Origin of the sequence: Burkholderia sp. Nafp2/4-1b (assembly GCF_003635165.1) — a bacterium.
Classification (GTDB): domain Bacteria; phylum Pseudomonadota; class Gammaproteobacteria; order Burkholderiales; family Burkholderiaceae; genus Burkholderia.
Map to the genome: position 1 here is coordinate 14,577 of NZ_ML058599.1, position 26,463 is coordinate 41,039.

A 26,463-nucleotide genomic window follows, 5' to 3' on the forward strand; every position below is an offset into this window, starting at 1 on the left:
ACACATACGCCGGTCGGGTGTGGACGCGCCGGTATTCCGTACAGGGATCGCTCGTTGACGGCCGCTCTTCCCGAACTCGAGTGCGGTGAGCGATGACGGGTGCTGGAGATTGGCCGTTCTGTCGCGGCGCCGGCGATTGACGTGCGGTTACCGTGCGTTGGCGGATACCGCTGCACCAAGTCGATACGCGGTGAAGAACTCGTACCACGGCGAACCTTCCGCGACCGGCACATGCAGGGCCGACGTCCGCTGCTTCAAGGCCGTGAACACGTCGTTGACGCGCGCGGTCTGCGCGACATCGCTGAACGGACGCGGCTTCACCCTGCCGGCCGCGAACGCGCCGTACGCGATTGCGAGCAGGCGCGCGCTGTCGTCGATCGAGAAGATCGAATCGCTGATCGTTTCGACGAAGCGCGGCCGATCTGTTTCACGCGACTCGGCGACGCACTGGAACACGATCGCCGACACTTCGTGCAGGTCGCTCGCGCGCAGCAACGCCGGCAGGCGCGCGGCGATCCGGTCCGCCGGTTCCTCGCGTAGCGCGGTGCCGAAATCGAGCACGGCGGCCATCGGATTGCCGTCCTGCTTCACGCGATCAAGTGCGGAGGCGGGCGCAGCGGCCGCTGCCTGTGCGTCGTCGGCGGCGGTGGCGCGCAGCACGTCGGCCACCTGCTGCCGCCACGCCGGAAAGATCATCCGCACGTTGCCGAACTGCTCGCCGCCTTGCGCGGCCGGATTCCACCGATAGACGATCGTGCCGCCGTGAATGAACGGCGAATACAGATGCTCGGGCGTTTGCGGCAGCGGCCGCCGGTTGAGCGGCAGCCACGCGAGCGTCAGCCAGTCGTAGCGGCCGGTGGCGGGCACCGACGGGCTCGAGCTCGCGACAACCTGCCACGTGCCGCGGTTCGCATAGCGGCGGCGCGCATCGGGCACCTCGACGGTTTGCTGTTTCGCGGTATCGAAGTAGGTTGTGCCGGTCACGATCGCGCCGCTGTCCGCAGCCGGCGTGATGGTGGCGATGACCCAGGATGCACCGTCGGCGGAACGGTAGTCGGACGGCTGCAGCGTGGCGACGTCGTGCACCATCCGCGTTTCGGCGGCGACAGGGCTCGGTGGAACCGTGGCGGGACCGGCGACGATACTCGGCATGGACTTTCCTCGAAATCGGGTGCGTATCGGCAAACGCGGACCGGCTGCGAACCGAATGCGAACGACCGGCTGCGCTGCACGTCGTCTGTCGTAACTGTAGAACGCCATCGCCGAAAACGGAAACCGATCGCGGCATCGACAGGGCGCACAACGCGGCCGCTCGCCGCTTCGTTCGTTACCGTGCGCATCCTGGCCGGCACGACACCCTCAGATCAGGAACCAACATGTCCGACACCCAAGCCATTACAAAATACGATCAGCGCGGCAACACCTTCCGGTAGATCACGAACCCCGTTTTCTCGGCGACGGTATCGTAGAGCCGCATCGCCGTGTGATTCGTCTCGTGCGTCTGCCAGTACACGCGTTCGGCGCGATGCTGCCGCGCGGCGTCGTACACGGCTTCGATCAACGCGCGGCCAACGCCCTTGCCACGTTCGCTGTCGAGCGTGAATAGATCCTGCAGATAGCAGGTCGGGCCGGCGAGCGTCGTGCTGCGGTGATACAGGAAATGCACGAGCCCGACGAGCCGGCCGTCGCGTTCCGCGACACGCGCGTGCACGGGCTCGTAGCCGTCGAAGAACCGCGCCCACGTGAGTTCGGTGATCTCGCGCGGCAGCGCGGTATCGCCGAAGCGGCCGTAGAAACGGTTGTAGCCGTCCCATAGCGGCAGCCAGTGGTCGAAATCGTCTTCGCGCACGGGGCGCACGGTCAGGCTGGTGTCGGTGGCGTTCATGGTCGCGAACCTTTCGAGGATGGATGGAATGAAGCGTTGCCGGCGCGGCCGGTAACGCGTGCAGACCGCTACGATAGAAAGTTCGTGGCACCATGTGTAGACCCATGACGCCTGCACATTCTGGAGCCACGATGGACTATGCGGTCCTGCTATCAACCTTCGAGCGCGAAGCGGGGCTGCGCGCGACTACGCGCATGTCGCAGCAGCAGCGGCTATATGCGTGCCTGCGCGATGCGATCCTGCGCGGCCGGATCGCCGAAGGTGCGCGGCTCGCCGCGTCGCGCACGCTCGCCGACGAACTCGGCATCGCGCGCAACTCGGTGCTGTACGCGTACGAGCGGCTTGCGTCGGAAGGGTTCGTGGCCGGCACGCGGCAAGGGACGGTGGTCGCAAGGATGGGCCTGCGCGGTTCGCCGATCACGGCTGCGGTGCCCGCCGACGATACGGCGGTGCTGTCGCGACGTATCGTGCAGACGGAGCGCGCGACCAGCGGCCTCGACGAATCGCTGCCGTTCATGCCCGGCGCGCCGGCCGTCGACGAATTCCCGCTCGCGCAGTGGCGGCGCTGCATCGAGCGCGCATGGCGCGCGGCCGGCCCGGCGCAGCTGGGCTACCAGCCGGCGGAAGGCGATGCGGTGCTGCGCGACGCGATCGCCGGCTATCTGCGCGCATCGCGCGGCGTGCGCTGCGACGCCGCGCAGGTGATCGTCACCGACGGCACGCAAGGCGCGCTCGATCTGTGCGCCCGCGCGCTGGCCGATGCGGGCGACGTCGCGTGGATCGAGAACCCCGGCTACCACGGCGCGCGCAACGCGTTTCTCGCGGCCGACCTGCGCGTCGAGCCGATCGGCGTCGATGCGCAGGGGCTCGCGCCGCATCCGGACGACTGGCGCGAACGTCCTCCGAAGCTCGTCTACATCACGCCGTCGCACCAGTACCCGCTCGGCGCGGTGATGAGCCTCGAGCGGCGGCTCGCGCTGATCGCACACGCGCGGGCGGCCGGTGCCTGGATCGTCGAGGACGACTACGACAGCGAGTTCCGTCACCACGGCACGCCGCTCGCGGCCGTGCAGGGGCTCGCCGACGACGCGCCGGTGATCTACCTCGGCACCTTCAGCAAGGTGATGTTTCCCGCGTTGCGGCTCGGCTTCATGGTCGTGCCGCCTGCGCTTGCGCAGCCGCTGCGCGATGCGGCCGGCGCGCTGATGCTGCAGGGCCGCGCGGTCGAGCAGCGCGCGCTCGCGGATTTCATCGATGCCGGGCATTTCACGCGGCATCTGCGGCGCATGCGCCGCGTGTATGCCGAGCGGCGCGACGCACTGCATGACGCGCTGGCGCGGCGTCTGAGCACACAGTTGACGGTGTCGGGCGGCGCGGGCGGCATGCATCTGTCCGCGCGGCTCGACGTGCCGGTCGCCGACACGGAACTGAGCCGCGTCGCGCAGGCGCACGGGCTGGTCCTGCGGCCGCTGTCGTCGTTCTGCCTGCCGGGAACCGCGCACGGTTACAACGGGCTCGTGCTCGGCTACGGCGGCGTGCCGGCTGAGCGGATGGATGCGCTCGCACGGCGGATCGGCGAGATGATCGACCGCGTGCTGGCCGCGCGGTGACGGCCGTCGCGTCGCGGCCGGGCGCGACGGCCCGCCGATGCGCCGATGCGCGATCCGCTTACCCGCGCATCGGCGGATTGAGCCGCGCGAACGCGTCCTGCCGGCGATACGGGAAGTACGGATACGGCGCTTCGACCGCGCTCGCCGCGTCGAGCTTCGCGACCTGCGCATCGGTCAGCGACCAGCCGACCGCGCCAAGATTCTGGCGCAACTGTTCCTCGTTGCGTGCGCCGATGATCACAGACGACACGGTCGGGCGCTGCAGCAGCCAGTTCAGCGCGATCTGCGGCACGGTCTTGCCGGTTTCCTCGGCGATCGCGTCGAGTGCATCGACCACGTCGTACAGCCGTTCGTCGTCGACCGGCGGCCCGAAGCTCGCCGTGGCGTGCAGGCGGCTGCCTTCGGGCAGCGGCGCGTTGCGGCGAATCTTGCCGGTGAGCCGGCCCCAGCCGAGCGGGCTCCACACCAGCGCGCCGAGGCCCTGATCCGCACCGAGCGGCATCAGGTCCCACTCGTAGTCGCGGCCGACGAGCGAGTAGTAGACCTGGTTCGCGACGTAGCGCGACCAGCCGTGCCGGTCGGCCGCCGCGAGCGATTTCATGATCTGCCAGCCGGCGAAGTTCGATACGCCGATGTAACGCAGCTTGCCCGCGCGCACCAGGTCGTCCAGCGTCGACATCACTTCCTCGACCGGCGTGGCCGCGTCGAACGCATGAAGCTGCAACAGGTCGATGTAGTCGGTATCGAGGCGGCGCAGCGCGGCGTCGACCGAGCGGATCAGCCGCGCGCGCGACGTGCCGGCGTCGTTCGGGCCGTCGCCAGTCGGCAGCGCCGTCTTGGTCGAGATCAGCACCTGGTCGCGCCGGCCGTGGATCGCGGCGCCGAGCACGCGCTCGGATGCGCCGTCGGAATACACGTCGGCCGTGTCGAACAGGTTCACGCCGGCTTCGAGGCAGATGTCGACCAGGCGGCGCGCTTCGTCGACGCCCGTGTTGCCCCATGCGCCGAACAGCGGGCCGGTGCCTCCGAACGTGCCGGCGCCGAAGCTGAGCACGGGAACCTTGAGGCCGGAGCGGCCGAGCGTGCGGTATTCCATGTCGGATCCTTTCGTGATGGAGAGGGCGGCGCGTGCGGGATACGTGCCCGATCTGGATTCACTGTAACGCTTGCAGTACGTCCGGATAATTGGGCAGACTTCGAAAATATCCTTCGGAGAAGGCGAATAATGCTGCTCGATAACCTCGCGCTGTTCCTGCGCATCGTCGAGAAAGGCGGACTGGCGGCGGCCGGCCGCGAGGTCGGGCTGTCGCCGGCCACGGTGTCCGAGCGGCTGGCGGCGCTCGAGCGCTACTACGGCGCGGCGCTGCTCACGCGCACGACCCGCGCGATCAGCCTGACCGACGAAGGCCGCACGCTGGTCGAGGGCGCACGGCGCCTGCTCGCCGAGGCCGACGAGCTCGAAAGCCGCGTGCGGCTCGGCGCGCAGACGCTGTCGGGGCCCGTGCGGCTGAGTGCGCCGGCCGATCTCGGGCAGGCGCGCGTCGTGCCCGTGGTCGACGCGTTCCTGGCCGAGCATCCGGGCGTCACGGTCGACCTGCATCTCGGCGACGGCTACGTCGATCTCGTCGGGCAGGGGCTCGATTTCGCGATCCGGCGCGGCACGCTCGCGGACAGCGCGCTGCACAGCCGCTCGCTTGGCCGCTCGCGTCGGGTGGTGTGCGCCGCGCCGCGGTATCTGGCCGCGCATGGCACGCCGCGGCATCCGGACGAACTCGCCGCGCACGACTGCATCGTGATGCGCTTCGGCCAGGAGCGGTATGCCGAATGGCCGTTCCGCATCGACGATGCGCCGAAGCGCGTGACGGTGCGCGGCCGGCGCGTGGCCAACGACGGCGCGCTCGTGCGTGCGTGGTGCATCGCGGGGCATGGGATCGCGCTGAAGTCGCTGCTCGACGTCGAGCAGGATGTGGCGTCCGGCGCGCTGGTCGAAATCCTGCGCGACTTCTCGCCGGGCGAGGTCGACCTGCAGATCGTCTATCCGGGCGGTGCCGTGCAACCGCGGCGCGTACGGGCGCTGATCGAGCGGTTGGCGCAGGCGCTGGCGGTGTAGTGAGCGCAAGCCGATTGCGGCGCGCACCGAGGTTCGTTCGTGTCCACTCCGACGCGATGACGTCGAACGGGATGCAGTCGCGAACCCGGCCGCATCGACCGCGGCCGCGAACGCATGCATGGCCCGGCCATCCGGTTGCCCACGTTTCGTCATTTAGCTAATATTCGAAACGTTAAACGAGGCCGAACCCATGGACGACGTCACCCGCATCAGCGCACTCGCCAACGAAAGCCGCCTGGCCGTGATGCGCTGGCTCAAGCAGCCGCGCCGGCATTTCCCGCCGCAGCCGCACGGCGATTTCGACGAACTGGGCGTGTGCTGCACCTACATCACCGAAAAGCTCGGTATCGCGCCGGCCACGACCACGCGCCACATGCGCATCCTCGCGGATGCCGGGCTCGTGCAGGCCACGCGCGTCGGCAAGTTCACGTACTACAAGCGGATCGACGATGCGCTGCATCAGTTGGGCCGCGATCTCCTGCAACTCTGACCTTCACAGAGGCAATCGACATGGATGAACTCGCCCTGCTGGCCGACGCCGACCGGCGCGCGCACGCGTATCTCGCCGCCGTGAACGAACGCCGCGCGTATCCGGACGCAGCCGCGCTCGCCGGCCTCGCCGCATTCGACGAGCCGCTGCCCGACACGGGCCACCCGGCCGACGACGTGCTGCGCCTGCTCGACACGCGCGGCACGCCCGCGACCGTCGCATCGAACGGCCCGAACTACTTCGGCTTCGTGATCGGCGCGACGCTGCCGGCGGCGGCAGCGGCCGAGCGGCTGATGCTCGCGTGGGACCAGTGCGCGTCGTCGTTCGCGAATTCGCCGGTGGCCGCGACGATCGAGCGGCAGGCCGCACGCTGGGTCGTCGACGTGCTCGGCCTGCCCGAAGGCAGCGCGGTCGGCTTCGGCACGAGCGCGACGGCCTGCACGCTCGTCGCGCTGGTTGCCGCGCGGCGTGCGCTGCTCGCGCGCAAGGGCTGGGATGTCGACGAAGACGGGCTGATCGGCGCGCCCGAGGTCAAGGTCGTGCTCTCCGAGCTCGCGCACATCACGGTGAAGAAGGCGCTGCGCGTGCTCGGTTTCGGGATGAAGCGCCTGATCGTCGCGCCGGTCGATGCGCACGGCCGGATCGATCCCGCGCAATTGCCGTCGCTCGACGACCTGACGATCCTGTGCGTGCAGGCCGGCGAAGTGAACACCGGCGAATTCGATCCGTTCGCGGCGCTGATTCCGCCCGCGCAGGCCGCCGGCGCGTGGGTGCACGTGGACGGCGCGTTCGGGCTGTGGGCGCGCGCGTCGTCGAAGCGCGCGCTGACCGACGGCATCGACGGCGCGGACAGCTGGACGACCGACGGTCACAAGTGGCTCAACACGCCGTACGATGGCGCGATGGTGATCTGCCGCGACGCAGCCGCGCTCGCGACCGCGATGAACAGCGATGCCGTCTACCTGAGCGGCGCGCACGACGCGCAGAAGAACCTCAATCTCGAATTCTCGCGGCGCGCGCGCGGCATTCCGGTGTGGGCCGCGCTGCGCGCGCTCGGCCGCGCCGGGGTGGCGACGATGGTCGAGCGGCATTGTGCGCAGGCGCAGCGCGTCGCGGACGGCCTGCGCGCGGCCGGCTACGACGTGCTGAACCGTGTCGTGCTGAACCAGGTGCTGGTGCGCGCCGGCACCGACGACGAGACGCTCGCGATCCTTCAGGCCGCGCAGGATTCAGGCGAGGTATGGTTCGGGCAGACCGTGTGGCAGGGGCGGACGGCGTTCCGGATCAGCGTGTCGTCGTGGCGCACCGAGGACGAGCACATCGATCGTCTCGTCGCGTTGCTGACGAAGCTGCGCGGCGTGCACGTGGGCTGACTCGCGTCAGCGGCGCGCGCGTGTCCCGTGCAGGGCGGCCCTGAGCCACAACGATGCCGAGGATGCCGATGCGGCGCGCCTCGCGCAACGCGCGTCGGCGCTGGCGCACCTGCCGGCCGATTGCGCGCGGTAGCGGGGCGTGTCGATGTGCGTCGGCGTGCAGCGCCGCCTTTCTCGTCCGCGCGAAAATGTCGGACAATGGCGCGGCATGCGCGCCGCGCCGGCGCGGGCGGCGCATTCAACCGCTGCATTCACGCTGACGAGATCCCCATGTCCACGACACCTCCCCGGGAACTGCTGAAAGCCGCCGACATCGCGAAGATGGAACCGACGCGCGCGGTGCATTCACTGAATCCCAATGCCGTTCGCCTCAAACGACAACTCAGCGACCTGACCGGCCTCACGCAAATCGGCGCTCATTTGCTCACGCTGCTGCCCGGTCACGAATCGTCCGAATATCACCGTCACCTGTACGAGGAAGAATGCGTGTACGTGCTGTCCGGCACGGGCACCGTCACGATCGGCGAGCGCCGCCACGACGTCGGGCCGGGCGATTTTCTCGGCTTCGCGCGCGGCGGCGAAGCGCACGTGCTCGAGAATACGGGCAATGCGCCGCTCGAACTGCTGATCATGGGCCAGCGCCTCGAGCACGATGTTTGCGAATACCCGCGCATCGGCAAGCGGCTTCATGTCGCCGGAGCGCTCGAGGATTTCGTCGAGCTACCCAAACAGCCGTAGGCCGCACGTATCCGCATCGACCGTCGTCGCGCTTATGATGCGGAAATACCACCGACAGGATCCCCGCCATGGACGCGCCGCATCCGCCGATGAATGCCCCGGTTTCCGAGATGGAAGCCGACACGGAACCCGACACCGAAACCGTCGCCGAGCCGCGCGCGTCGCGTGTGCAGCGGCCGGTTGCGCTCGTCACCGGCTCGACGTCGGGGATCGGCGCGGCCATTGCGCGGCGCCTGGCCGCGGACGGCTACGCGGTGATCCTGCATTCGCGCAGCTCTGCCGAGACCGGCCGCGCGATGGCGCGGGAGCTCGGTGCGGCCTACGTGCAGGCCGATCTCGCGGACGATGCGCAGCGCGTGCGGCTGATCCGCGACGCACGCGCGGTGCACGGGCGACTCGACGTGCTGATCAACAATGCGGGCGCAAGCCGCGTGATTCCGCATGACGATCTCGCCGCCGCGACGCCGGACGTGTGGCGCGAGATGCACGAGATCAACGTGATCGCACCGTTTCGGCTCGTCGCCGAAGCGCAGCCCGCGCTGCTCGAAGCGGCGTCGAGCGGGCGCGCCGGGTGCGTGATCAACGTCAGCTCGCATGCGGGCGTGCGGCCGAAGGGTGCGTCGATTCCGTATGCGGCGGCGAAGGCCGCGCTTAATCACACGACGCGCTTGCTGGCGCGCACGCTGGCGCCGGCGATTCGCGTCAACGCGGTCGCGCCGGGGCTCGTCGATACGCCCCTCACTGCGGACTGGACCGAAGCGCAGCAGCTCTGGCGCGAGCGCGCGCCGATGCGCCGGGCGGCCACGCCGGACGACGTCGCGCAGACGGTCGCGATGCTCGTCGCGTCCGATTACGTGACCGGCGAGATCGTGATGCTCGACGGGGGAATGAACCTGACTTGACCCGGACGGTTGCGGGGGCCGCGACGTCAGTGCGGTTGAGGCAGCAACGCGCTACGGCCTCGTATCGGCCTCACATGGGCGTCATGCGCCGGCGGGGAAACCGGCTGCCGGCTTCGCTGCTCGCCGCTCACCGCTCGCGGATTCCGCATTCAAGCGAGGTTCGACCGCAGCCGCGCGAGCGCCTGGTCATGCGTGCGTTCGAACTTCAGCGGCGTGACCGCGATATAGCCTTCGCCGAGCGCGACCGTCTCCGAATCCGCGTCGTCATCGCGCGGTGCGCGCGTGAGCTTCAGCCAGTGGTATTCGATGTCGCGCGGATCGCGCCCGGACACGATGTCGACGCCTTGCAGCGTGCCGGCGCCCTGGTTCGTCACCTTCAGGCCGCGCACGTCGTCGGCCGGCCGCGCCGGGAAATTCACGTTGAGGCATGCGTCGCTGTCCCAGCCGGCTGCGACGAGCCGCCGAATCACGTCCGGCGCGTGCGTGCGCGCCGTATCCCACGGCACCGCGTTACGTTCGCTGAACGCCTGGCTCAGCGCGATGGCCGGCACGCCGACCAGCATGCTCGTCATTGCGGCGCCAACCGTGCCGGAGAACACCGTCTCGGTGCCGAGGTTCGCACCGCGATTCACGCCGGACAGCACGAAGTCGGGTCGCGCACCCTTCATCAAATGGCTGACCGCGATCGCGACGCAATCGCCGGGCGTGCCGCGCACGGCGAAGCGGCGCTCGCCCTTGCGATGCACGCGCAGCGGTTCGTGCAGGCTCAGCGAGTGCGACGTGCCGCTCTGGTCTTCCGCCGGCGCGACGATCCACACTTCGCGCGCCAGTTGCGTGGCGACCTGTTCGAGCACTTCAAGGCCGGGGGCGTCGATGCCGTCGTCGTTGGTGAGCAGGACGCGGTCGAACAGCGGGCGGGTTTCTTGCATCGGGACGATCCTCGCAGGGTGGCGATGGGAGGGGAAAGGCATCGCGGGTACACCCGCAAGGCTAGCATCCCGTCGCGGCGTGTGTCGTGTCGAGCTGTGCCGAGCTGAGCTGAGCTCAGCCGTGCCGTGCCGTGACGCGCGGCGCGGCGCGCGGATGCGAAAACGGGCGCATCGTGCGCCCGTTCCCGGCTTCGAAAAGCCGCCCATACGGCGGGTGGGAACCGCGTTGCCCGCGTTCCCGGCGTCGCCCGCGTTAGCCGAGCAGATGCCGCAGCAAGCCGGCCGACACGACGCCGACGATGACGGTCGGCAGGATCGACAGGCGCGTCGCCGCGATCAGCGTGACGGCGAGCGCGAGCAGGTCGGCGGGGCGCGTCGACACGAACGCCGGCGCGATCACCGAGATCAGCACGCAACCGGGCACGTTCTCCATCACCGATGCCATCCGCGGGCTCAGCGTGCGGTTGCGCAGCAGCACGTAGCCGAGCACGCGCGACAGGTAGGTCGTCGACGCCATCAACACGATGGTCGCGACCGTCGCGAAATCAGGCAGCATCGCGCGGCTCCCACAGCAGCGCAGCGATCAGCCCCGCGCACGCGCCGGCCGCGACATACCATGCGCCGGGCACGGCCAGGTGCGTGGCGGCCGCGACGACGAGGCTCACGAACCACGGGCGGCTCGCGCGCATGCCTTTCCACATGCCGCGCAGCAGCACCAGAAACACGGCCGTAAACGCCATGTCGAAGCCGTACTGCTCGACGTTGCCGATCGTCGGGCCGACTGCTGCGCCGAGGGTCGTCATCGAAATCCACGTCAGGTAGAGCCCGGAACAGACGCCGGCGTAATACGGGACGCTGATGTGCGTGGCCGCGCGCGAGCGCGCGTCGGCGAGCGACATCGCCCAGCTCTCGTCACACATGAAGAACAGCGCGGCGAACGCGCGGCGGCGCGGCAGACGCCGGATGTACGGCGCGAACGCCGCACCCATCAAGATGTGGCGCGAATTCACGAGGAACGACATCGCGACGATCAGCGCGATGTGCGGCGGCGACGTCCACAGATGGATCGCCGCGAATTCCGAACCGCCGCCGAAGTTCAGGCCCGTCATCATCGGGACCTCGAACAGGCTCAGACCTTTTTGCGCGGCCTGCGCGCCGAGTACCAGCGCGAACGGCACGAAACCCAGCATGACGGGCAGCGCCGCGCGCAATCCGCGACCCATCTCGGCGACATAGGCGGGCTTGTCGCGAAGCCCGGACGACGTTGAAACGCTACTGCTCATTACTCCTCCTTCGGGGAGTAGGATTGTCTGCTTTTTTGACTCGAATCGGGTTGCGTTGCGGACCAAGATTCTGGAGAATTTGGCATTGAACGAGTGATTTGCGATTTTTTTGGAATTCGATGCCAATGAAGCTGGATGCGATCGACCGGCGGATCCTCAGCGCGCTGCAGCGCGACGGCCGCATGCAGAACGTGGAGCTCGCGCAAGAGGTCGGGCTGTCGCCGTCGCCGTGCCTGCGGCGCGTGCGGCTGCTCGAGGAAGCGGGCGTGATCGAGAAGTACGTGGCCGTGCTGAACCCGGCGAAGGTCGGCAAGGGGCTGACGATCTTCACGCGTGTCTGGCTGAAGGGGCAGGACGCGGAATCCGTGAACCGCTTCGCCGATGCGGTCCAGCAGATGCCGGAAGTGGTCGAATGCCACCTGATGGCCGGCGATTGCGATTTCCTGCTGCGCGTGGTGGCCGCCGACATCGACGACTACCGGCGCTTCCAGATGGAGACCCTGACGCGCATTCCGGGTGTGTTGAGCGTGAAGACGGATATCCCGATGCAGAAGGTCAAGCTCACGTCGGCGCTGCCGACGTAACGCGGCGCGGCGCGGCGCGGCGCGGCACGGCGCGGCACGGCGCGGCACGCGACCGCGATCCGGCGATCCGGCGAATCGGCGAATAGGCCGATCGTCACCGGTCGGTGACAATCGGCCGATACACTGAAGGGCCAAGCCGCATCGCCGCGCACCGACTGCATGCCGTGCGATTGCGCGTTGCAAGCAACTAACGGTCAACCGCGAAGCGATCGACGAACGCGCGCGCCGCGCGCGATGCGATCAGCCGGGCGGTGTGTCTTTTTTGTCGAGCCATTCATGCAGCCATTCAACACGCCGTGGAATTCGCTGGAAATCGTCAAGCTCGTGCTCGGCGTGCTGACGCCGTTGTCGGTCGCATGTCTCGGGTGGCTCGTCGCGCGCCGGCTGAAGCGGCTCGAGCTCGTGCAGTGGACCAATCAGCGGCTGATCGAGAAGCGGCTGTCGCTGTACGACACGGTCGCGCCGCAGCTCAATGCGCTGCTGTGCTTCTACACGTGGATCGGCTACTGGAAGGACATTTCGCCCGACGACGTGATCCGCGCGAAGCGGGAGCTCGACCGCACGTTTCACATCTACCGCTACCTGTTCGACGACGACGTGTACGACGCGTATCACACCTTCATTCATGCGTTGTTCGAGATGCACACGGGGCCGGGGCGCGATGCGCGGATCCGCTCGCTGATCCACGCGCCGGACGGCGATCGCAGCGTGCACGGCACCTATGAATGGAAGGCGGCGTGGGCCGAGCGTTTCTCGACCGCGAACGTCACGGACAAGGCCGACGTGCTGGCGTACTACACGCGGCTGATGGAACGGCTGCGCTTCGCACTTGGCGCAAATCGCTAACGGCGCCGCACGCGCGCCGCTCGCCGGTATCGGAATTCGCTACCTGGCGGTACGGATCGATCCCTTCCCGCACGCAGCGGATGCGCGATGCGGCCGCGGCTGACATGCTCGCGGTCATCTCCATTCGCGCGAGGTTCGCATGTCGATCGTTAGGGATTTCGGGCCGCTCACGATGCGCTGCCCGGATGTGCGCCGAAGGCGCTTGTTCGCCGTCGGTACGGCCGCTGCCGACACTTTGCTGTTGCCGGCAGAACTCGAGATCGGCGACATCGTGTTCATCCGCGTGACGGTGCGGCGGTTTCTCGAAGTGGCGAGCACGACGCGCTCGTGGACGAATCACGTGGGGATCGTCGTCGGCGAGCGCGGCGGCGAGCCGCTCATCGCGGAGAGCACGTTTCCGCTGTCGCGCGTGAAGACGATGTCGCGGTTTCTCGCGCGCTCGAATCGCGGCGCATGCGTGATCGCCCGGCTGAAGCAGCCGCTCGACGCCGCGCAGCGCCGCCGCCTCGTCGACGCGGCGATGCGCCGGATCGGCGTGGTGTACGACACGGGTTTCAATCTCGCGTCGCGCCGGCAGTTCTGCTCGCGTTTCGTGCGCGAAGTGGTGCGCGATGCGACGCGGATCGTGCTCGGCGACGTCGAGACGTTCGATGCGCTGCTGCGCCGCAATCCCGATCATCCGCTGGGATTCTGGAAGATCTGGTATTTCGGCCGGATTCCGTGGCAGCGCCGGACGGTGACGCCGGCGAGCGTGTTCGAGAGCAGTGCGTTGCGTGTGGTGATGGATACGCGTGGGCGCACGGAGATTGCGCCGGGGAGCTCGATCACGGAAGCCCCTTTGTACCGGAACGGCGTGAAAGGGAGGTCAGTTTAGGATCGCGTCCGGCAAGCCACCTGATAATCGATCACGGTATTCGCCGACGGCGTATCCGGCTCGCCGCCGACCGTCGTCACGCCGAGCACGCCGGCCGCGCTCCGATATCGCAGCGCGCAGTACCCCATCCCGGTGCCGGAGCACGCTTCGGCTTCGACGATCCCATGCTTTGCGAGCGTCGCCGCGCCGTCCATCGGATCCGGTTTTTCTTTCGGACGCAGCGGCTGCCAGCCCTGCGAGATCAGGATCGTGCGCGCCTGGTCGAGCGGTTTGCCGTACACGTTGGGCACGACCGCACGGCCGTGACAGTACGTGTGCTGCGCGGCGACCGCGGTCAGCCGCAAGCCGCCATGCTCCGCGCGCAACTCGCCGACCGGCGCCGACGGACCGTCGCCGCCCCAGACCAGCAGCGTGCCGCTTTCCTGCTGGTCGACCGTGCCCAACTGCCAGCGGGCCGCGCGCGTCGTATAGCCGAGCGCGACGAGGGCCGTGCCGTCGAACACGCCGATGTTCGCGTTGCGTGCGAAGCAGATCGCGCTCGTCCCCGGCTTGAAGCCGCTCGCGAACGTGACGACCGTGTAGCGGCCGAGCGGTGCTTCCGACGTCACGATCCAGCCGAGCTTCGCGACGTCGCGGCCAGCCGCGGTGGTCGTCTTCGCGCGATATTGCGCGCAAAACGCGTCGAGCGAGCCGTTCTCGGGCGAGTGCGGCAACACGCCGAGCGGAACCAGCGACGCGCCGGCGATATCGGAAGCCGTACGCAGCGTTTCGGCCGACGCCATACCGCCGAGCGCGACGCACGCGAGTGCCGCGATCGATACAACGCGGCGGGCGAGCGGGCGGGCAAACGGCCGGACAGCGATAGGAAACACGTCGGGAGTCACCGAGGAATGAGCGCGCAGACGCCTGTCGCGGGGCATTCAGCCCTTCGCGATCACGTCGATTCGCAGCGCTTCGCCGCCGTCGACGATCGCCAGCAGACGATCGACGTTCGGGTGCGCGCCCGGGCGGTTGCGTGCGTCGGCGGTGTGCTCCGCGAACACGGCGAGGCCGTGCTCGGCGGCCTTCGCGTCGAGCGTGCCGAACGCCTGCTTCAGGTAGTTGTACACCGCGAGCGAGCCCTGCTTGCCCGGCTGGTTCTCGATGCTGGCGACCACGTCGCCGTTCGCGCCGACGAGATCGATGCGCGCGACGCCGTCGATGGCCGGCAGTTGCGCGAGGTTGTCCTTGAATACTTGGGTCGGTTGAATCACTGAAACACTCCGTTGGTCGGTCATGGGCCACGCGGCCCCAATCGGCCCGTATCTTATCCGATCGCTACCCGGCCGGCCGCGGCGCACCGGCCCGCGCACGCAGGCCGCGCGCCGCGCGCCATGCGCTATCGCTCGTCGGCATCCATCGACATGCCCGCTTCGCGTGCGCGGTCGATGTCCGGGCTTCGATACGCGCGCTCGGGAATGTCGGCGAGCCGCGACGGATGGACTTGCCGCGGCGCGAGGCCGTAGAACTTCTGGAAGCTCATGATCAGCGGCGACCACTTGTCCGGATCGATGCGGTCCGGACGGCCGTCCATCAGCAGATCGGGATGCACATGCACGCGTTGTATGCGCACTTCGAACACGCGGATGTGGCCGCGCAGGTCGGGCGCGTCGTCGCCGATGCCGTGCGCGGCGGCGACCACCGCTTCGAGATGCACCGGACATTCGAGCGCACGCGGCGGCGCGACGGTCTGCGACGCCGTTTCGGTGAGCCCGGCCGTGCCGAACTTGTCGGGGTCGTACACATAACCGCGCGCCTGTTTCGACGCGGGCACCGGATCGGTGCCCGTGGTACGCGCGATCCGGTCGACCGCGTGCGCCTGCGCGGCCGACGGCAGGTTCAGCACGCATTCGCCGGTGCGCAGCAGGTTGAGCGTGGTCTGCGAGCTGGCCGCAAGCCCGAGCATGCAGCGCCAGCCGAGCCAGAACGCGGACGACATCGGTGCAAGGTTGGCCGTGCCGTCCGGATTCAGCGTGCTGATCAGCACGACGGGCGTGCCGAAATAAAGGATGTTCGGTTCGGTGACGCGATGCGGGGTGTTCATGGTCGCTCCTTCGTTGACGGGTTCGGTTCCCATGCTGAGCGCGTCGCCGTCGCATGGCGCTCCGAATCTTGTCGTGTCATTCGAGCGGCGCGGCGCGTCCGGGACGGCCGTCCGCGCGACGCGGGCACCGACGGCATCGCGCGTGCTTTTCCGCTACAGTAGGAGAACACCCCCGGCCGCATGTGCCGCCAACGCCGGCACGTGACGGCCCCGTTCCGCAATTGCATACGAGGGCCCCGATGGATATTGAGCAACGCTACACCGCCAACGCGCCGACGCGCGCGGAAGTCGACGCACTCGCCGGTGCCACCGTCATCGAATTCGGCGCGAACTGGTGCGGGATCTGCGCGGGCGCGCAGCCTGCGATCGTCGCGTCGTTTTCCGCGCATCCGGCCGTGCGGCACCTGAAGATCGAGGATGGCCCAGGCCGGCCGCTCGGCCGGTCGTTCGGCGTGAAGCTGTGGCCGACGCTGGTCTTCCTGCGCGACGGGGTCGAAGTCGCGCGTGTCGTGCGCCCCGCCAACGCGAAGCAAATCGAAGCCGACGGCTTCGCCGCACTGGCCTGAGGTTCTCGTCATGCAACAGGCCATCACGCACATCGGCGTCGAAACGCGCGGGAGCGGCCTCGTCGAATTCACGCCGCAGGTGCGTGCGTTCGTCGAACAGCAGGCGATCCGCACCGGGCTGCTGACCGTGTTCTGCCGCCACACGTCCGCGTCGCTGCTGATCCAGGAGAACGCCGATCCGTCGGTGCAGCGCGATCTCGAACGCTACTTCGCGACGCTCGCACCCGAGGACGACTCACGCTACGAGCACGACACCGAAGGGCCCGACGACATGCCTGCGCATCTGCGTACGGCGCTCACGCAAGTGCAGCTGTCGATTCCGGTCGAGCATGGCCGCATGGTGCTCGGTACGTGGCAGGGCATCTATCTGTTCGAGCATCGCCGCGCCGCGCATCGGCGCGACATCGTGCTGCATCTGATCGGCGAATAGGCGAGTGAACGCGGAAGCGAGGAAGCACGAATGAGCGGGCCGGAGATCCGGCGCCGCGGCGCACGGGGTAACGGCGTTCAGCCGAGCAGTTTCTCGACGAGCGCGCCGAGTTCGCGCAGGTGAACGGGCTTCGGCAGGAATTCGTCGAACACGCGCTGGTTCTCGCGCAGCGCGGCCGATTCGTACGCGCTGACGCCGAGGATCGCCGGGAATCGGCCGTCGTCGTCCGGCTGCGCGACCATCCGGATGCGCTGCGCGACATCCAGGCCGCTCAGGTCCGGCAGTTCGAGGTCGAGCACGACGAGGTCGTAATGCGCGTCGCCGAAACGCGCGACGCCTTCGTGCCCGGTGCCGCACAGATCGGCGTCGAGGCCGAGCGCCGACAGCATCGCGCCGAGTGTTTCGCGCGCGTTGTCGTTGTCGTCGACCACCAGCGCGCGGCGGTTGCGAGGCGCGGCAGCGGCCGGCCACGGGGGCGCGTCGCCGGTCGTGTCGCCGGCATCCGGCACCTCGGCCGGCAGCGTCACGATGAACTCGCTGCCTTCGCCCACGGTACTGCGCACCTCCACGTGACCGCGCAGCGTCGTCACGATCTCGCGCACCACGGCGAGCCCCATCCCGATGCCGTCCACATGCAGGCCGACCGCGTCGTTCGCGCGGTAGAACGGTTCGAAGATCTTCGACAGATGCTGCTTCCCGATGCCGGCGCCCGTGTCGCGCACGGCGAGTGTCAGCTGCCGGCCGGCCGGCGCGTCGACGAGCAGGATCGACACGTCGATCGAGCCGCCGGCGGTGTACTTCACCGAATTCTCGATCAGGTTCGACAGCACTTGCCGCAACAGCTTGCGATCGGAGCGGATCGCGAGGTCGCGCGGCTCGACCTGCTGCGAGATCGCGATCCGCTTGGCCGCGATCTTGTCGCGCAGCGGATCGAGCACCTCGGCGAGCAGCGATGCCATGCCGACGGTTTCGGCTTCGGCAAGACGCTTGGTCGAGCGCAATTTGATGTAGTCGGTCAGGTCCTTGACCAGCGCCTCGAGAGACGATGCGGAATTCTGCAGCCGCCGGATCGTCTTCAGGTTCGCGTCCGACTGCGGCCGCGCGAGCAGGATCTCGATCGATCCGCAGATCGCCTGCAGCGGCGTGCGTAGTTCGTGACTGACCATCCCGAGGAACGCGTTCTTCGCCTCGATCATCTCGAATGCGCGATCGGACGCCTTGCGTTCCGCGTCGAGCGCGGCGTTCTGGCGTTCGAGCAGGTCGTCGCGCGTGCGCATCGTGTAGAACAGCAGCAGGAACAGTGCGCACAGGATCACACCGAGGATGATGCCGAGCGCGAGAATCGCCCGCTGCCTTTCCTTCAGTTGATGGAACGTGAAATCGCGCTGCGCCATCTCGATCGCGCGGAAGTAGTTCGCGAGGCCGTTTACCTTCGGCCAGTATGTGTTCACCTCGTCGATCATGCGCGGCGCATCGTTCGGTGCCGTGCGCAGCAGCGGCACGTCATGCTTCAGGCGCGCCATGAATGCGCCGAGCGCCGCGATCTCGGCGCGCGCGCGCGGGATGCGCAGCCAGTATTCGGACACTTCGGACGGCCGCTGCAGGAACCCGAACGACACCGACAGGCTGTCGAGCTGCATCTGCACGTGCTCGAAGTCGTCGTCCACGTGCGTGGCGTAGAGAATCAGCTGGCGATCGAAGCGCGTGTAGGCATTGCGGTATTGCGCGGCGGTCCAGAACACGCCTTCACGCGGCCCTTCGAGCACGCCCTCGTTGACCGACGTCGCGAGCAGATCCCACAGCAGGAAGGCCCACGCGGCAAATCCCAGGATCCACAGTGATCCCAGGATCAGGATGATTTTCCTGTTTTTCCACCGCCCGCGCTTCATGTCGCGCGCTTACTTGACCGTCAGGCCGATGATCTGCCATGCGAACTTGGCTTCGCCGAGCGGCGTCTTGAGCTCGTCGGGATAATCGTCGCGCGGATACATGATCCACAGCGGGCCATAGTTGTCGTTGCCGAGCACCTTGCCGTTCATCGTGCGCGCGAGGATCACGCCGTACTTGTCGGCATCCGAGACGGGAATCGTGAACGTGTATTCGTCGATGCAGCGGAACTCGATCTGCGTGCCGTGCGCGTCGACCGTCTTCAGCACGTCGGACAGGCGCGGGCCGGTGAAGGTCGCCTTCGGCGTCCAGCTCGTCGACGTGACGATCGTGTGCTGCGGCAGCGCCATCAGCGCCTGTTCGGAGAAGACGAAGGTCGTCTTGCCGGGCTGGTTGCTGCGGCCGATCTTGCCGTCGACGGTGAACGTAAATGACGCAGCCCAGCTCGCGGCCGCCATGACGAGCAGGCCGGCCGTGACCAGGCTCTTGATCCAGATCGTCGAAATTCGCATGTCTTTTCCTTCGTCGTATTCGTGTGATGGACGGTTTTGGCCGCGATGGGAACTCAGCCGGCGACGGCAGCCGCGACGGCCGGCAGCGTGATCTTCAGCTCGCGCGCGACTTCGGCGAACAGGATCGGCAGGCGCACCGGCTTTTCCTCGCAGCGCGCGTTGTAGTGCGACACGATGTGCGCGATCTCGTCCTCGCTTGCCTCGCCGGTGGAGATCTTGCCGGTCAGCAGGAAGATCGGCGCGGCGCCGTTTTCGCTCGACCGGATGCCGCGCACGAGTTCGGCGGCCGTCTGGTCGCCGAGCATCCAGTCGAGGATGTAGCCGTCGAAATCCTCGACTTCCAGCGCCTTGCGGAACGACGCGCCGTCATAGTAAGGGATCGCGTTCACGCCTTTTTCGATGAAGTATTCGCACACCGTTTCGGCGACGTCCTGCGAATCGTCGACCACCGCGATCCGCGCCGCATAGACGGTCGGCTGGCTCGAGCGCAGCTCGATGACGTCGACCGGATAGATGCGGCCTTCGCGTGCGTGCTGGCGTTCGGTGACGATCCATTCGCCCTGCCACTGCAGCGCGACGAAATCCGTGTCGATCTGGCTGCTGGCCTTCGCCGAGATCGCCGCGCGGCAGCGAAAGCGGCGCGATTCGATCACGAGCGTCGCGTCGATCATCTCGGCGGCGGCCGGCTGCGTGCCCTTGTCGTCCAGCAGGAGCGCGGGCGGCACGCCGAAGTGCGTCGCGATGTCCTGCAACTGCGACAGGTTCCACGGGATCAGGCCTTTCATCTTGCGCGTGACGACCGAGAAACTGAGGCCCAGCACGTTCGCGATGGTCGTGTTGTGGCTGCGCGGCGGAATGCCGTTGCGCGTCAGCAGATCACGCACCTTGGTGGCGGTGATGAGATCGGCGTTGGCTTGCTCGCTATTGGGCATCTCGAAAGGGTCTCCTGGGCGTTGAGCGACGAAGAGCATATTCAAAAGTGACGCGATACGCAAACTATGAAATCGCGAAGGACCTTGACATGCCATATTTCTCGATTATTATTGCTCACCACGTCACTATTGTTTGCTGCGTCATGTTTGACGGCCGGTTCGACCACAGTCGGACGAGCGAAAAGCCGCAGCGGCGCGTGACTGAACCAATCAAAGAGAGAGCCTGAGAGAGCCTTGGACTGCGTGTCGGCGTTGGCGAATTGTATTCGCCTCGCCGCGCGCAAGCCGGGTACGCGCTTGCAGAGACGGGATAACGCGAAGCAGGGCGGCGCAAATAGAAAAGCGGGGAGAGCGCAAATGGTTCGCCGTTTACTCGCGCCGGGGTTGGTGTTGGCCGCGTGTGCGCGGGAATCCGACCGTCACGATCGGTACGGTGCGGATCCGCGATGACGCGGGCTGTTCTGATCGCCCTAAAGATAAGGTCTCCTATAAAAAAGGGCGATTCGGACGACCACGACGAAGCTCGACCTGCGGCACGCTGCCCGTCAATCCGACACACGCCGGTTCGTGCATGCGATATCGTGTGTGCGTGCCGGCGCCGTTGGTCTTTTTGCTTCGAGGTGAATCCGATGAAGACGGTCGTATCGATCGTATTGGCTTGCATGGCCCTCACCGCCTGCGGCGGGGACGACAGCGCCTCGCCGTCTGCGGGCACAGGATCCGGAGCGAGCAACGACGGCGGGACCGGTGGAACCGGCGGTTCGGGCGGCGGTACGCTCACGCTGCGCTACGAGGCGCTGCCGGCGGCGTCGGATGCGGCAAGCTTCCTGACGCTGGTCAACGGTGAAGGCGCGAAGGGCTACCGCTACCTGAGCGACACCTACTATGCCGATGAGCGGGCGACGCGATCGATCTTCGTGAGCGACGGGGCCGCACCGACCTACACGTACCAGCTGCAGCCCGCTCAGGCCGACCTGGCCGGCTTGCTGAATCAGGCGAATGCGCAAGGCGCCGCAGGATACCGCTACGAGGGGCCCCTCACGTACGGTGATCTCTATCGAAAGGATGGTGGAACGTCCGCCACGTACACGTATGTGACGGCGGCGCTGCCAGCCGATCCTGCTGCGTTCGTCACGCAGGCGAACGGCCAGGGCCAAGCGGGTTTCTGGCTCGTCGGTCCGGTGATGGCGGGTTCCGGCCAGGCGAACCTGTACATGAAGAACAACGCGTCGGGCGCGACCTATGCGTACGACGCGCTGACGCCGCCGGGTAACGTCAACGACTTCGTGGCGCAGGCCAACGGCGAGGGCGCGAAGGGCTATCGCGCGAAGGGCGCGATGATGTTCGGGACGAGCGCGGCATGGGTCTACGTGAAAGACCAGACGCAATCGTCGACCTTCGCGTACCAGTCGGTCGAGAATCAGATGACCAGCGCGGGCTTCGTCCAGCAGGCAAACGATCTCGGTGCGCAGGCCAATGCGCATCTCGGCGAACTGGCGTTCACAGTGCCGCCGACGGCGGCGATGCAGATCGGGTCATTCTATTTCAAAGCCGGAAACTGCACGGGCTTCCTGTGCACGACGCTGAATCCGCTCACGCAGAACTGAGCGGCGCCACCGGCGCAACGGCATCGCGCTGATCGTGCCTGTCCGGACGCCGCGCGCGTATCGAATCGAGTGCCTCCGGTGCGCCACGTGATCCGTCGGCGCATCGTTTGCCGCCGGCGTGCTGGCGGCGTTTCTTCTCTTGCGCGGCGTGCCGCGATCTCGCGAAGCGGCTTGTCCGACCGGACAGGGTCCTGCACCCGAAGTTGCCGCGAAAATTCGTTCTAGTTCAAAACACTCGCTCAAACGAATCGGACGTGTACTAAAAGGATAATGCACGACTGATTTTTGCCATGTCGTTTGGCATGATCGGGATACCACTATCCCGAATGATTCCATCGTGACGTCCGGCCCGGCAGTGAATCTGTCGCGTATCCGCACGCAGGGCGCCGTCACGCCAAGCCATGCCATACAGCACGCTCCAGTCCATCCGCCGCTACCAGAGCATCTCGATGTTCGGGGGCGGCATCGTCGTGACGATACTGATCCTGATTGCCTGCGGGCTCGGGATCACGTCGATCGTGTACGGCTACCTGGACGGCGAGCGGCGCAACTTCCTGAACGGTGTCGAGGAAACCGTCGACGAGGTGCAGGTGGCGGAGGCGTCGTTCCGCAACGGCGTCTCTAACACGCAACTCATCTGGCGCGAGATCGGCGCGGCGCCGCCGGACGTCACGAAGGCGTTCTTCGCCAACGGCCAGCAGCTCGCGATCAAACCGTATCCGTCGCTGGTGGTCGGTGTGCCGGGGCAAACCGCGCAGCACGACGAGGTCGCGCGCTATCTCGCGCTGTCGTTCCTGCTGTCGCGCATCGGCGCGGCGAGCTCGATCAATCGCGGGCGCACGCTGGAGGGCTACCACTACAGCACGCGCACCGGGATGTTCGGCTTCGTGCCGCATCTGTCGCGCGACAATCCGGCGCTCGCGTCCGCCGACGCGCGCGCGCGCGTGCTCGCGGCGCTGCATATCGATTTCGACGGCCCGGCGCCGGCGTCGAACGACGGCCGTCCGCATGTGCGCTGGCTGCCGCCCTACGTGAATCCCGTGACCGGGCAGGCGCGCATCCGGATCGCGGCCGAAGCGCGTGCCGGCGGCCAGCCGTTCGCCGTGCTGGTCACCGAATACGCGCCGGAATACCTGCTGTCGTGGCTGCCCGAACGCGCGCCGGCCGGCGCGTTCTTCATCACGTCCGCGGACAATCGCCTCATTGCGATCGATCCCGGCGTCGAGCGCACCAACGCGCTGACCGAACGCCTGCTGAAGCTCGACGTCGCGAACGGCGGCCAGGCGCCAGGCGAGCCGCTCTTTCGCGACGGTGCGATCGTGTTCCGCAGCCCGCTGGCGGCCACCGGGTGGACGATCGCGTATGCGCTGTCGTGGGCCGACGTGGCGGCCGGCATCGGCGTGCAGGCCGGCGTGCTCGCGGCGGCGACGCTCGTCGCGATCGCCGTGATGTGGCTGCTGCTCGTGCGATTCCACCGGCGCGTGCTGGTGCCGGTCTACGCGCGCTCGGCGCGCGTGTTCGACAGCGAGGCGCTGTGCCGCAGCGTGATCGCGATGGCGCCGGTCGGCATCGAACTCGTGTCGCTGTCCGACCGTCGCGTGATGCTCGCGAGCGACGCGCTCACGCAGATGCTGCAGCCGCACGGCGGCGACCACGATGCATTGTCCGCACGGGTGCTCGACAAGTACGACGCGTTCGTCGCGACCGGCGGTGCCGGCCGCACGATGATGACCGAGCTGGTGCTCGACGAACACGGCGCGTCGCCGCTGCACCTGGAGGTCATCGCGCACAGCGCGCGCTACCAGGGCGAGGACGTGCTGATCGCGGCGTTCGCGGATACCAGCGCGCAGCGCCGCCTCGTGCATCAGCTCGAGGAAGCCGTGCGCGCGGCGGATTCCGCGAACGCGGCCAAGTCGTCGTTTCTTGCCGCGACGAGTCATGAGATCCGCACGCCGCTCAACGTGATCCTCGGCAATCTGGAGCTGCTCGAACGCACGGCGCTCGATGCATCGCAGCAGAGCCGCGTGCAGACGCTGCGCGCATCGGCCGAGGGCCTGCTCGCGATCGTCAGCGACATCCTCGATTTTTCGAAGATCGAAGCCGGCGCGATGTCGGTCGAGTCGATCGAGTTCGACGTGATCGCCGTGATCGAGCGCGAGCTCGCGGCCTTCGCGCCGGTCGCCAAGGCGAAAGGGCTGCCGCTGTTCGCCGATATCGACGCGTGCGGCGCACAGCGGATGCGCGGCGATCCGACGCGGCTCGCGCAGGTCGTCGGCAACCTGTTGAGCAATGCGATCAAGTTCACGAGCGAGGGGCGCATCGTCGCGCGCGTGGCGGTGGGGCGAAATGCGCGCGGCGCCCCTGAACTGGCGATCAGCATCGAGGATACGGGCATCGGGATCGACGTCGCGCAGCAGGCGAGGCTGTTCAAGCCGTTCTCGCAGGTCGACGCATCGATCACGCGGCGGTATGGCGGCACGGGGCTCGGGCTCGCGCTGTGCGATCGGCTGGTCACGGCGATGGGCGGGACGATCGCCGTCGATAGCGCGCCGGGTGTCGGCAGCCGCTTCACCGTTTGCCTGCCGCTGCGCATGGGTATCGCGCCGAAATGCGCGGACGGTGCCGGCGCAGGCCGGACGCTGATCGTCGTGTCGCCGGAGGACGCGTGGCGCGCGTTCGCGTTTCCGCATCTGCGTGCATGGGGTTTCGATGTCGCGATGCATCCGAGTGCGATCGGCATTGCCGCCGGGTGCCTCGCGCGTGCTCACGCGATCGTGCTCTTCGGCGATTCCGACCAATGGCGGCGCGAGGAGCTCGACAGCCTCGGCGGCGGCACGCCCGTCGTGCTGGCCACGCCGGACGGCCCGCTGCAGCCGGATGTTGCCGGACGCGCGATTCGCGTGTCGAGCTATTCGCTGAACGGGCTGCGCACAGCAATCGAGCAGGCGCGGGACGCGACTGCCGACGCGCCGCAGGCGCTGGCTGAGCCGTATGAGCCGTATGGGCCGCGCGGCGATGTGAATGCCGGCCAACCGGCGGTGCCCGCCTCCGGCCCGCGCGCGCTGCGGGTGCTGGTTGCCGACGATGCGTCCGTCAACGGATCGATCTTCCGCGAGCAGCTCGATGTGCTCGGCTGCGTGGTGCGGTGCGTGTCGTCCGGCGTCGCGGCGCTCGACACGGCCGCGAACGGCGCATGGGACGTGCTGTTGCTCGGTGCCGACCTGCCCGACATGCGCGCCGGCGAACTGGCGGAGGCCGTCCATGCGCGCGCGCTGCCGTGCGACATGATTGTCGTGGCGTCGCACCTCGCGCCCGACGATGCACGGCGTTATGCGGCATCGAGCGTCGAATGCGTATTGACCAAACCTGTGACGCTGGCCGATCTGCGTCGCGGCCTCACGCGCATTGCGCGTCGGCGCGGGATCGACTTCGCCGCCGGTGCGACGGGCGAGCGGGCGGCATCGAGGGCGGTGGTTGTGCCAGCATCGCACTGGCCGGGACGATAAAGATAAAACGCGACGTTACGGCAGCGCAGACCGCCGGGGTCAAACGGGGAAGGCAGACACGCCGCATCGGTTCGGTGCCGCGTGATTTCGACTGAAGAAGGAAGGGTAAGGCCGTGCGCTATATGGGAAAGGTGTTCGGGCTGCTGCTTGGATTCGCGATGTTGCCTGAGAAGTCGAGACGCGACTTCCTCACGAAGCTGAACGAATTCATGATGATGTCGCCGTCGCAGAAGCGGCGCGCCATCACCGAGTGGCAGCACGCCGCGGATGACGGGTCGGGCGACCCGGAAAAATCCGTGGTCAAACGTTAGGCGGCGAGTCCGGCCGTCCCGCGGGACGCGAGCGATCGGTGGCGTGGGGGCGCCGCCGATCGCTCGCGCGTGGGCGTCGGATCAGTGCAGGTTCATGCGGCAACACCGCGCTCGGGTGCGCCGCCCGGCGCGGATGCGATTGGATCGGATCGGTGCGGGCGCAGGCAGCCATGCCGGAGTGCACCACCGCGACGCAGAACCCGCCTATTATCTTAAAATTACGCTGCGCACCGCCTGGGTCGCTGAACACCGCAACGTAACCGTGTTGCGGGATCACCTCGAATCCTGGCGCGTCGCACAACATGGCACGTCGGGCCGCGTGTATCGGGAGAAGAATAGAGATGGATGAATTTTTTGTGCGGGTGATGGTCGCGGACGATCATCCTTCGTCCGCGCTCGGGATGTCGCAGGCACTCGCGGGCAGCAGCACGATCAAGCTGCTCGGGACTGTCTCGAATTCGACCGATCTGGTGGCGCTGCTCGACGAGCAGCAAAGCGACGTGCTCGTCGTCGATTACGTGATGCCGGGCGGCAAGTACGGCGACGGCCTGTCGCTGCTGTCGTTCCTTCAGCGGCGCTATCCGGCGCTGCGTCTCGTGACGATCACGATGATCGACAACCCGAGCGTGCTGCTTGCGATCCAGAAGCAGGGCGTCGGGTGCATCCTGAGCAAATCCGATGCGATCTCGCACCTGGTCGGCGCGGTTCATGCGGCCTTCGTCGGTGCAAGCTACCTGTCTCCGTTCGTCAAGAAGCTGCTGGAAGACTGCCAGCCGTCGGCCGGCACCCGCACGCTGACCGCCCGCGAGATCGAAGTCGTACGGCTTTACGGTGCCGGCCTGACGGTCGGCGAGATCGCCGTCCAGCTGCATCGCAGCAAGCAGACGATCAGCTCGCAGAAGTCGAGTGCGATGAAGAAGCTCGGCGTCGTCCGCGACGCGGACCTGATCCGCTATGCGAGCGAGGGCCAGTTGCCCGACTTGCCTGCGGCCGATGCATAGGCGG

Annotated in this window: 27 protein-coding genes and 1 pseudogene; 16 read left to right on the forward strand and 12 right to left on the reverse strand. The window is 67.6% G+C overall.

Annotation, left to right across the window (positions count from 1 at the left end; genetic code table 11):
- Positions 1 to 147: 147 nt before the first annotated feature.
- Complete coding sequence (locus tag C7H84_RS06595; RefSeq protein WP_121858049.1) at positions 148 to 1,152, reverse strand: hypothetical protein; 1,005 nt, start codon at positions 1,150 to 1,152, stop codon at positions 148 to 150.
- 256 nt (positions 1,153 to 1,408) lie between these two features.
- Entirely contained in the window at positions 1,409 to 1,885 is a 477-nt protein-coding gene (locus C7H84_RS06600) for a GNAT family N-acetyltransferase (RefSeq protein WP_121858050.1), read from the reverse strand.
- 131 nt (positions 1,886 to 2,016) lie between these two features.
- Between C7H84_RS06600 and C7H84_RS06605 the strand changes: the two genes are divergently transcribed.
- On the forward strand, positions 2,017 to 3,495 hold the full coding sequence (locus tag C7H84_RS06605; RefSeq protein ID WP_121858051.1) for a PLP-dependent aminotransferase family protein: 1,479 nt from the start codon (positions 2,017 to 2,019) through the stop codon (positions 3,493 to 3,495).
- A gap of 58 nt (positions 3,496 to 3,553) precedes the next feature.
- On the opposite strand, the gene C7H84_RS06610 is transcribed toward C7H84_RS06605, so the two are convergent.
- The gene (locus tag C7H84_RS06610) at positions 3,554 to 4,591 is read right to left on the reverse strand and encodes an aldo/keto reductase (protein WP_121858052.1); all 1,038 of its coding nucleotides are present in this window, start codon (positions 4,589 to 4,591) and stop codon (positions 3,554 to 3,556) included.
- Between the two features lie 129 nt (positions 4,592 to 4,720).
- Between C7H84_RS06610 and C7H84_RS06615 the strand changes: the two genes are divergently transcribed.
- The 5 genes from C7H84_RS06615 (at position 4,721) to C7H84_RS06635 (ending at position 9,108) form a co-directional block, all read left to right on the forward strand.
- Entirely contained in the window at positions 4,721 to 5,605 is an 885-nt protein-coding gene (locus C7H84_RS06615; RefSeq protein WP_121858053.1) for a LysR family transcriptional regulator, read from the forward strand.
- A 190-nt stretch (positions 5,606 to 5,795) separates the two neighbouring features.
- Positions 5,796 to 6,095, forward strand: a complete 300-nt coding sequence (locus C7H84_RS06620; RefSeq protein ID WP_014900516.1) for a helix-turn-helix domain-containing protein — start codon at positions 5,796 to 5,798, stop codon at positions 6,093 to 6,095.
- A gap of 20 nt (positions 6,096 to 6,115) precedes the next feature.
- Positions 6,116 to 7,468 (forward strand): pyridoxal-dependent decarboxylase, encoded by a 1,353-nt coding sequence (locus C7H84_RS06625; RefSeq protein ID WP_121858054.1) that lies wholly within the window; start codon positions 6,116 to 6,118, stop codon positions 7,466 to 7,468.
- A gap of 270 nt (positions 7,469 to 7,738) precedes the next feature.
- Positions 7,739 to 8,206 (forward strand): cupin domain-containing protein, encoded by a 468-nt coding sequence (locus C7H84_RS06630; protein WP_121858284.1) that lies wholly within the window; start codon positions 7,739 to 7,741, stop codon positions 8,204 to 8,206.
- 68 nt (positions 8,207 to 8,274) lie between these two features.
- Positions 8,275 to 9,108, forward strand: coding sequence for an SDR family oxidoreductase (locus tag C7H84_RS06635; protein ID WP_121858055.1), 834 nt, complete (start codon positions 8,275 to 8,277; stop codon positions 9,106 to 9,108).
- A gap of 149 nt (positions 9,109 to 9,257) precedes the next feature.
- On the opposite strand, the gene surE is transcribed toward C7H84_RS06635, so the two are convergent.
- The 3 genes from surE to C7H84_RS06650 all read right to left on the reverse strand — a co-directional run bounded on the left by surE (position 9,258) and on the right by C7H84_RS06650 (position 11,320).
- Entirely contained in the window at positions 9,258 to 10,037 is a 780-nt protein-coding gene (gene surE / locus C7H84_RS06640; protein ID WP_121858056.1) for a 5'/3'-nucleotidase SurE, read from the reverse strand.
- A 253-nt stretch (positions 10,038 to 10,290) separates the two neighbouring features.
- Positions 10,291 to 10,590 (reverse strand): AzlD family protein, encoded by a 300-nt coding sequence (locus tag C7H84_RS06645; RefSeq protein ID WP_121858285.1) that lies wholly within the window; start codon positions 10,588 to 10,590, stop codon positions 10,291 to 10,293.
- Positions 10,583 to 11,320: an AzlC family ABC transporter permease gene (locus tag C7H84_RS06650; protein WP_121858057.1), complete on the reverse strand. Its 738-nt coding sequence runs from the start codon at positions 11,318 to 11,320 to the stop codon at positions 10,583 to 10,585. The genes C7H84_RS06645 and C7H84_RS06650 overlap by 8 nt, the downstream gene beginning before the upstream one ends.
- 125 nt (positions 11,321 to 11,445) lie before the next feature.
- Between C7H84_RS06650 and C7H84_RS06655 the strand changes: the two genes are divergently transcribed.
- The 3 genes from C7H84_RS06655 to C7H84_RS06665 all read left to right on the forward strand — a co-directional run bounded on the left by C7H84_RS06655 (position 11,446) and on the right by C7H84_RS06665 (position 13,624).
- The gene (locus C7H84_RS06655) at positions 11,446 to 11,904 is read left to right on the forward strand and encodes an Lrp/AsnC family transcriptional regulator (protein WP_121858058.1); all 459 of its coding nucleotides are present in this window, start codon (positions 11,446 to 11,448) and stop codon (positions 11,902 to 11,904) included.
- 276 nt (positions 11,905 to 12,180) lie between these two features.
- Positions 12,181 to 12,750: a hypothetical protein gene (locus tag C7H84_RS06660; protein ID WP_121858059.1), complete on the forward strand. Its 570-nt coding sequence runs from the start codon at positions 12,181 to 12,183 to the stop codon at positions 12,748 to 12,750.
- A 145-nt stretch (positions 12,751 to 12,895) separates the two neighbouring features.
- Positions 12,896 to 13,624, forward strand: coding sequence for a YebB family permuted papain-like enzyme (locus C7H84_RS06665; protein ID WP_240461999.1), 729 nt, complete (start codon positions 12,896 to 12,898; stop codon positions 13,622 to 13,624).
- On the opposite strand, the gene C7H84_RS06670 is transcribed toward C7H84_RS06665, so the two are convergent.
- The 3 genes from C7H84_RS06670 to C7H84_RS06680 all read right to left on the reverse strand — a co-directional run bounded on the left by C7H84_RS06670 (position 13,621) and on the right by C7H84_RS06680 (position 15,707).
- Positions 13,621 to 14,406: a hypothetical protein gene (locus tag C7H84_RS06670; RefSeq protein WP_240462000.1), complete on the reverse strand. Its 786-nt coding sequence runs from the start codon at positions 14,404 to 14,406 to the stop codon at positions 13,621 to 13,623. The two genes, C7H84_RS06665 and C7H84_RS06670, sit on opposite strands and share 4 nt — an antisense overlap.
- A 138-nt stretch (positions 14,407 to 14,544) precedes the next feature.
- Positions 14,545 to 14,877 carry a DUF2322 family protein gene (locus tag C7H84_RS06675; RefSeq protein WP_121858061.1) on the reverse strand — a complete coding sequence of 111 codons (333 nt, stop codon included), beginning with the start codon at positions 14,875 to 14,877 and terminating at the stop codon, positions 14,545 to 14,547.
- A 125-nt stretch (positions 14,878 to 15,002) separates the two neighbouring features.
- Entirely contained in the window at positions 15,003 to 15,707 is a 705-nt protein-coding gene (locus C7H84_RS06680; RefSeq protein WP_121858062.1) for a flavin reductase family protein, read from the reverse strand.
- A 239-nt stretch (positions 15,708 to 15,946) separates the two neighbouring features.
- Here C7H84_RS06680 and C7H84_RS06685 point away from each other — a divergent pair, with 239 nt between their 5' ends.
- Positions 15,947 to 16,273 carry a thioredoxin family protein gene (locus C7H84_RS06685; RefSeq protein ID WP_121858063.1) on the forward strand — a complete coding sequence of 109 codons (327 nt, stop codon included), beginning with the start codon at positions 15,947 to 15,949 and terminating at the stop codon, positions 16,271 to 16,273.
- A gap of 10 nt (positions 16,274 to 16,283) precedes the next feature.
- Positions 16,284 to 16,703: a secondary thiamine-phosphate synthase enzyme YjbQ gene (locus C7H84_RS06690; RefSeq protein WP_121858064.1), complete on the forward strand. Its 420-nt coding sequence runs from the start codon at positions 16,284 to 16,286 to the stop codon at positions 16,701 to 16,703.
- A 77-nt stretch (positions 16,704 to 16,780) separates the two neighbouring features.
- Here the strand turns inward: C7H84_RS06690 and atsR are convergent, their stop codons facing one another.
- From atsR to C7H84_RS06705, 3 genes are read right to left on the reverse strand one after another with little or no spacing between them, the layout of a single operon-like run.
- Positions 16,781 to 18,592 (reverse strand): hybrid sensor histidine kinase/response regulator AtsR, encoded by a 1,812-nt coding sequence (atsR, locus tag C7H84_RS06695; protein ID WP_121858065.1) that lies wholly within the window; start codon positions 18,590 to 18,592, stop codon positions 16,781 to 16,783.
- Positions 18,593 to 18,601: 9 nt separating this feature from the next.
- Complete coding sequence (locus C7H84_RS06700; protein ID WP_121858066.1) at positions 18,602 to 19,102, reverse strand: molybdopterin-dependent oxidoreductase; 501 nt, start codon at positions 19,100 to 19,102, stop codon at positions 18,602 to 18,604.
- A 53-nt stretch (positions 19,103 to 19,155) separates the two neighbouring features.
- Complete coding sequence (locus C7H84_RS06705) at positions 19,156 to 20,034, reverse strand: helix-turn-helix domain-containing protein (RefSeq protein ID WP_121858067.1); 879 nt, start codon at positions 20,032 to 20,034, stop codon at positions 19,156 to 19,158.
- 357 nt (positions 20,035 to 20,391) lie between these two features.
- Here C7H84_RS06705 and C7H84_RS37665 point away from each other — a divergent pair.
- The 5 genes and pseudogenes from C7H84_RS37665 to C7H84_RS06725 form a co-directional block, all read left to right on the forward strand.
- Positions 20,392 to 20,570: pseudogene (locus C7H84_RS37665) on the forward strand (sel1 repeat family protein); the annotation flags it as partial.
- A gap of 93 nt (positions 20,571 to 20,663) precedes the next feature.
- A complete protein-coding gene (locus C7H84_RS06710) occupies positions 20,664 to 21,641 on the forward strand; it encodes a hypothetical protein (protein ID WP_121858068.1) in 978 nt (325 codons plus the stop codon).
- Between the two features lie 401 nt (positions 21,642 to 22,042).
- On the forward strand, positions 22,043 to 25,147 hold the full coding sequence (locus C7H84_RS06715; RefSeq protein WP_121858069.1) for an ATP-binding protein: 3,105 nt from the start codon (positions 22,043 to 22,045) through the stop codon (positions 25,145 to 25,147).
- 122 nt (positions 25,148 to 25,269) lie between these two features.
- On the forward strand, positions 25,270 to 25,458 hold the full coding sequence (locus C7H84_RS06720) for a hypothetical protein (RefSeq protein ID WP_121858070.1): 189 nt from the start codon (positions 25,270 to 25,272) through the stop codon (positions 25,456 to 25,458).
- Between the two features lie 341 nt (positions 25,459 to 25,799).
- The gene (locus C7H84_RS06725) at positions 25,800 to 26,459 is read left to right on the forward strand and encodes a response regulator (protein WP_121858071.1); all 660 of its coding nucleotides are present in this window, start codon (positions 25,800 to 25,802) and stop codon (positions 26,457 to 26,459) included.
- Positions 26,460 to 26,463 lie beyond the last annotated feature (4 nt).

What these genes read in the sequence shown, in the direction of transcription:
- C7H84_RS06595 (WP_121858049.1), bottom strand. Translation starts at nt 1,152, where the DNA reads ATGCCGAGTATCGTCGCCGGTCCCGCCACGGTTCCACCGAGCCCTGTC.
- C7H84_RS06600 (WP_121858050.1), bottom strand. Translation starts at nt 1,885, where the DNA reads ATGAACGCCACCGACACCAGCCTGACCGTGCGCCCCGTGCGCGAAGAC.
- C7H84_RS06605 (WP_121858051.1), top strand. Translation starts at nt 2,017, where the DNA reads ATGGACTATGCGGTCCTGCTATCAACCTTCGAGCGCGAAGCGGGGCTG.
- C7H84_RS06610 (WP_121858052.1), bottom strand. Translation starts at nt 4,591, where the DNA reads ATGGAATACCGCACGCTCGGCCGCTCCGGCCTCAAGGTTCCCGTGCTC.
- C7H84_RS06615 (WP_121858053.1), top strand. Translation starts at nt 4,721, where the DNA reads ATGCTGCTCGATAACCTCGCGCTGTTCCTGCGCATCGTCGAGAAAGGC.
- C7H84_RS06620 (WP_014900516.1), top strand. Translation starts at nt 5,796, where the DNA reads ATGGACGACGTCACCCGCATCAGCGCACTCGCCAACGAAAGCCGCCTG.
- C7H84_RS06625 (WP_121858054.1), top strand. Translation starts at nt 6,116, where the DNA reads ATGGATGAACTCGCCCTGCTGGCCGACGCCGACCGGCGCGCGCACGCG.
- C7H84_RS06630 (WP_121858284.1), top strand. Translation starts at nt 7,739, where the DNA reads ATGTCCACGACACCTCCCCGGGAACTGCTGAAAGCCGCCGACATCGCG.
- C7H84_RS06635 (WP_121858055.1), top strand. Translation starts at nt 8,275, where the DNA reads ATGGACGCGCCGCATCCGCCGATGAATGCCCCGGTTTCCGAGATGGAA.
- surE (WP_121858056.1), bottom strand. Translation starts at nt 10,037, where the DNA reads ATGCAAGAAACCCGCCCGCTGTTCGACCGCGTCCTGCTCACCAACGAC.
- C7H84_RS06650 (WP_121858057.1), bottom strand. Translation starts at nt 11,320, where the DNA reads ATGAGCAGTAGCGTTTCAACGTCGTCCGGGCTTCGCGACAAGCCCGCC.
- C7H84_RS06655 (WP_121858058.1), top strand. Translation starts at nt 11,446, where the DNA reads ATGAAGCTGGATGCGATCGACCGGCGGATCCTCAGCGCGCTGCAGCGC.
- C7H84_RS06660 (WP_121858059.1), top strand. Translation starts at nt 12,181, where the DNA reads ATGCAGCCATTCAACACGCCGTGGAATTCGCTGGAAATCGTCAAGCTC.
- C7H84_RS06670 (WP_240462000.1), bottom strand. Translation starts at nt 14,406, where the DNA reads ATGGCGTCGGCCGAAACGCTGCGTACGGCTTCCGATATCGCCGGCGCG.
- C7H84_RS06680 (WP_121858062.1), bottom strand. Translation starts at nt 15,707, where the DNA reads ATGAACACCCCGCATCGCGTCACCGAACCGAACATCCTTTATTTCGGC.
- C7H84_RS06685 (WP_121858063.1), top strand. Translation starts at nt 15,947, where the DNA reads ATGGATATTGAGCAACGCTACACCGCCAACGCGCCGACGCGCGCGGAA.
- C7H84_RS06690 (WP_121858064.1), top strand. Translation starts at nt 16,284, where the DNA reads ATGCAACAGGCCATCACGCACATCGGCGTCGAAACGCGCGGGAGCGGC.
- atsR (WP_121858065.1), bottom strand. Translation starts at nt 18,592, where the DNA reads ATGAAGCGCGGGCGGTGGAAAAACAGGAAAATCATCCTGATCCTGGGA.
- C7H84_RS06700 (WP_121858066.1), bottom strand. Translation starts at nt 19,102, where the DNA reads ATGCGAATTTCGACGATCTGGATCAAGAGCCTGGTCACGGCCGGCCTG.
- C7H84_RS06705 (WP_121858067.1), bottom strand. Translation starts at nt 20,034, where the DNA reads ATGCCCAATAGCGAGCAAGCCAACGCCGATCTCATCACCGCCACCAAG.
- C7H84_RS06710 (WP_121858068.1), top strand. Translation starts at nt 20,664, where the DNA reads ATGAAGACGGTCGTATCGATCGTATTGGCTTGCATGGCCCTCACCGCC.
- C7H84_RS06715 (WP_121858069.1), top strand. Translation starts at nt 22,043, where the DNA reads ATGCCATACAGCACGCTCCAGTCCATCCGCCGCTACCAGAGCATCTCG.
- C7H84_RS06720 (WP_121858070.1), top strand. Translation starts at nt 25,270, where the DNA reads ATGGGAAAGGTGTTCGGGCTGCTGCTTGGATTCGCGATGTTGCCTGAG.
- C7H84_RS06725 (WP_121858071.1), top strand. Translation starts at nt 25,800, where the DNA reads ATGGATGAATTTTTTGTGCGGGTGATGGTCGCGGACGATCATCCTTCG.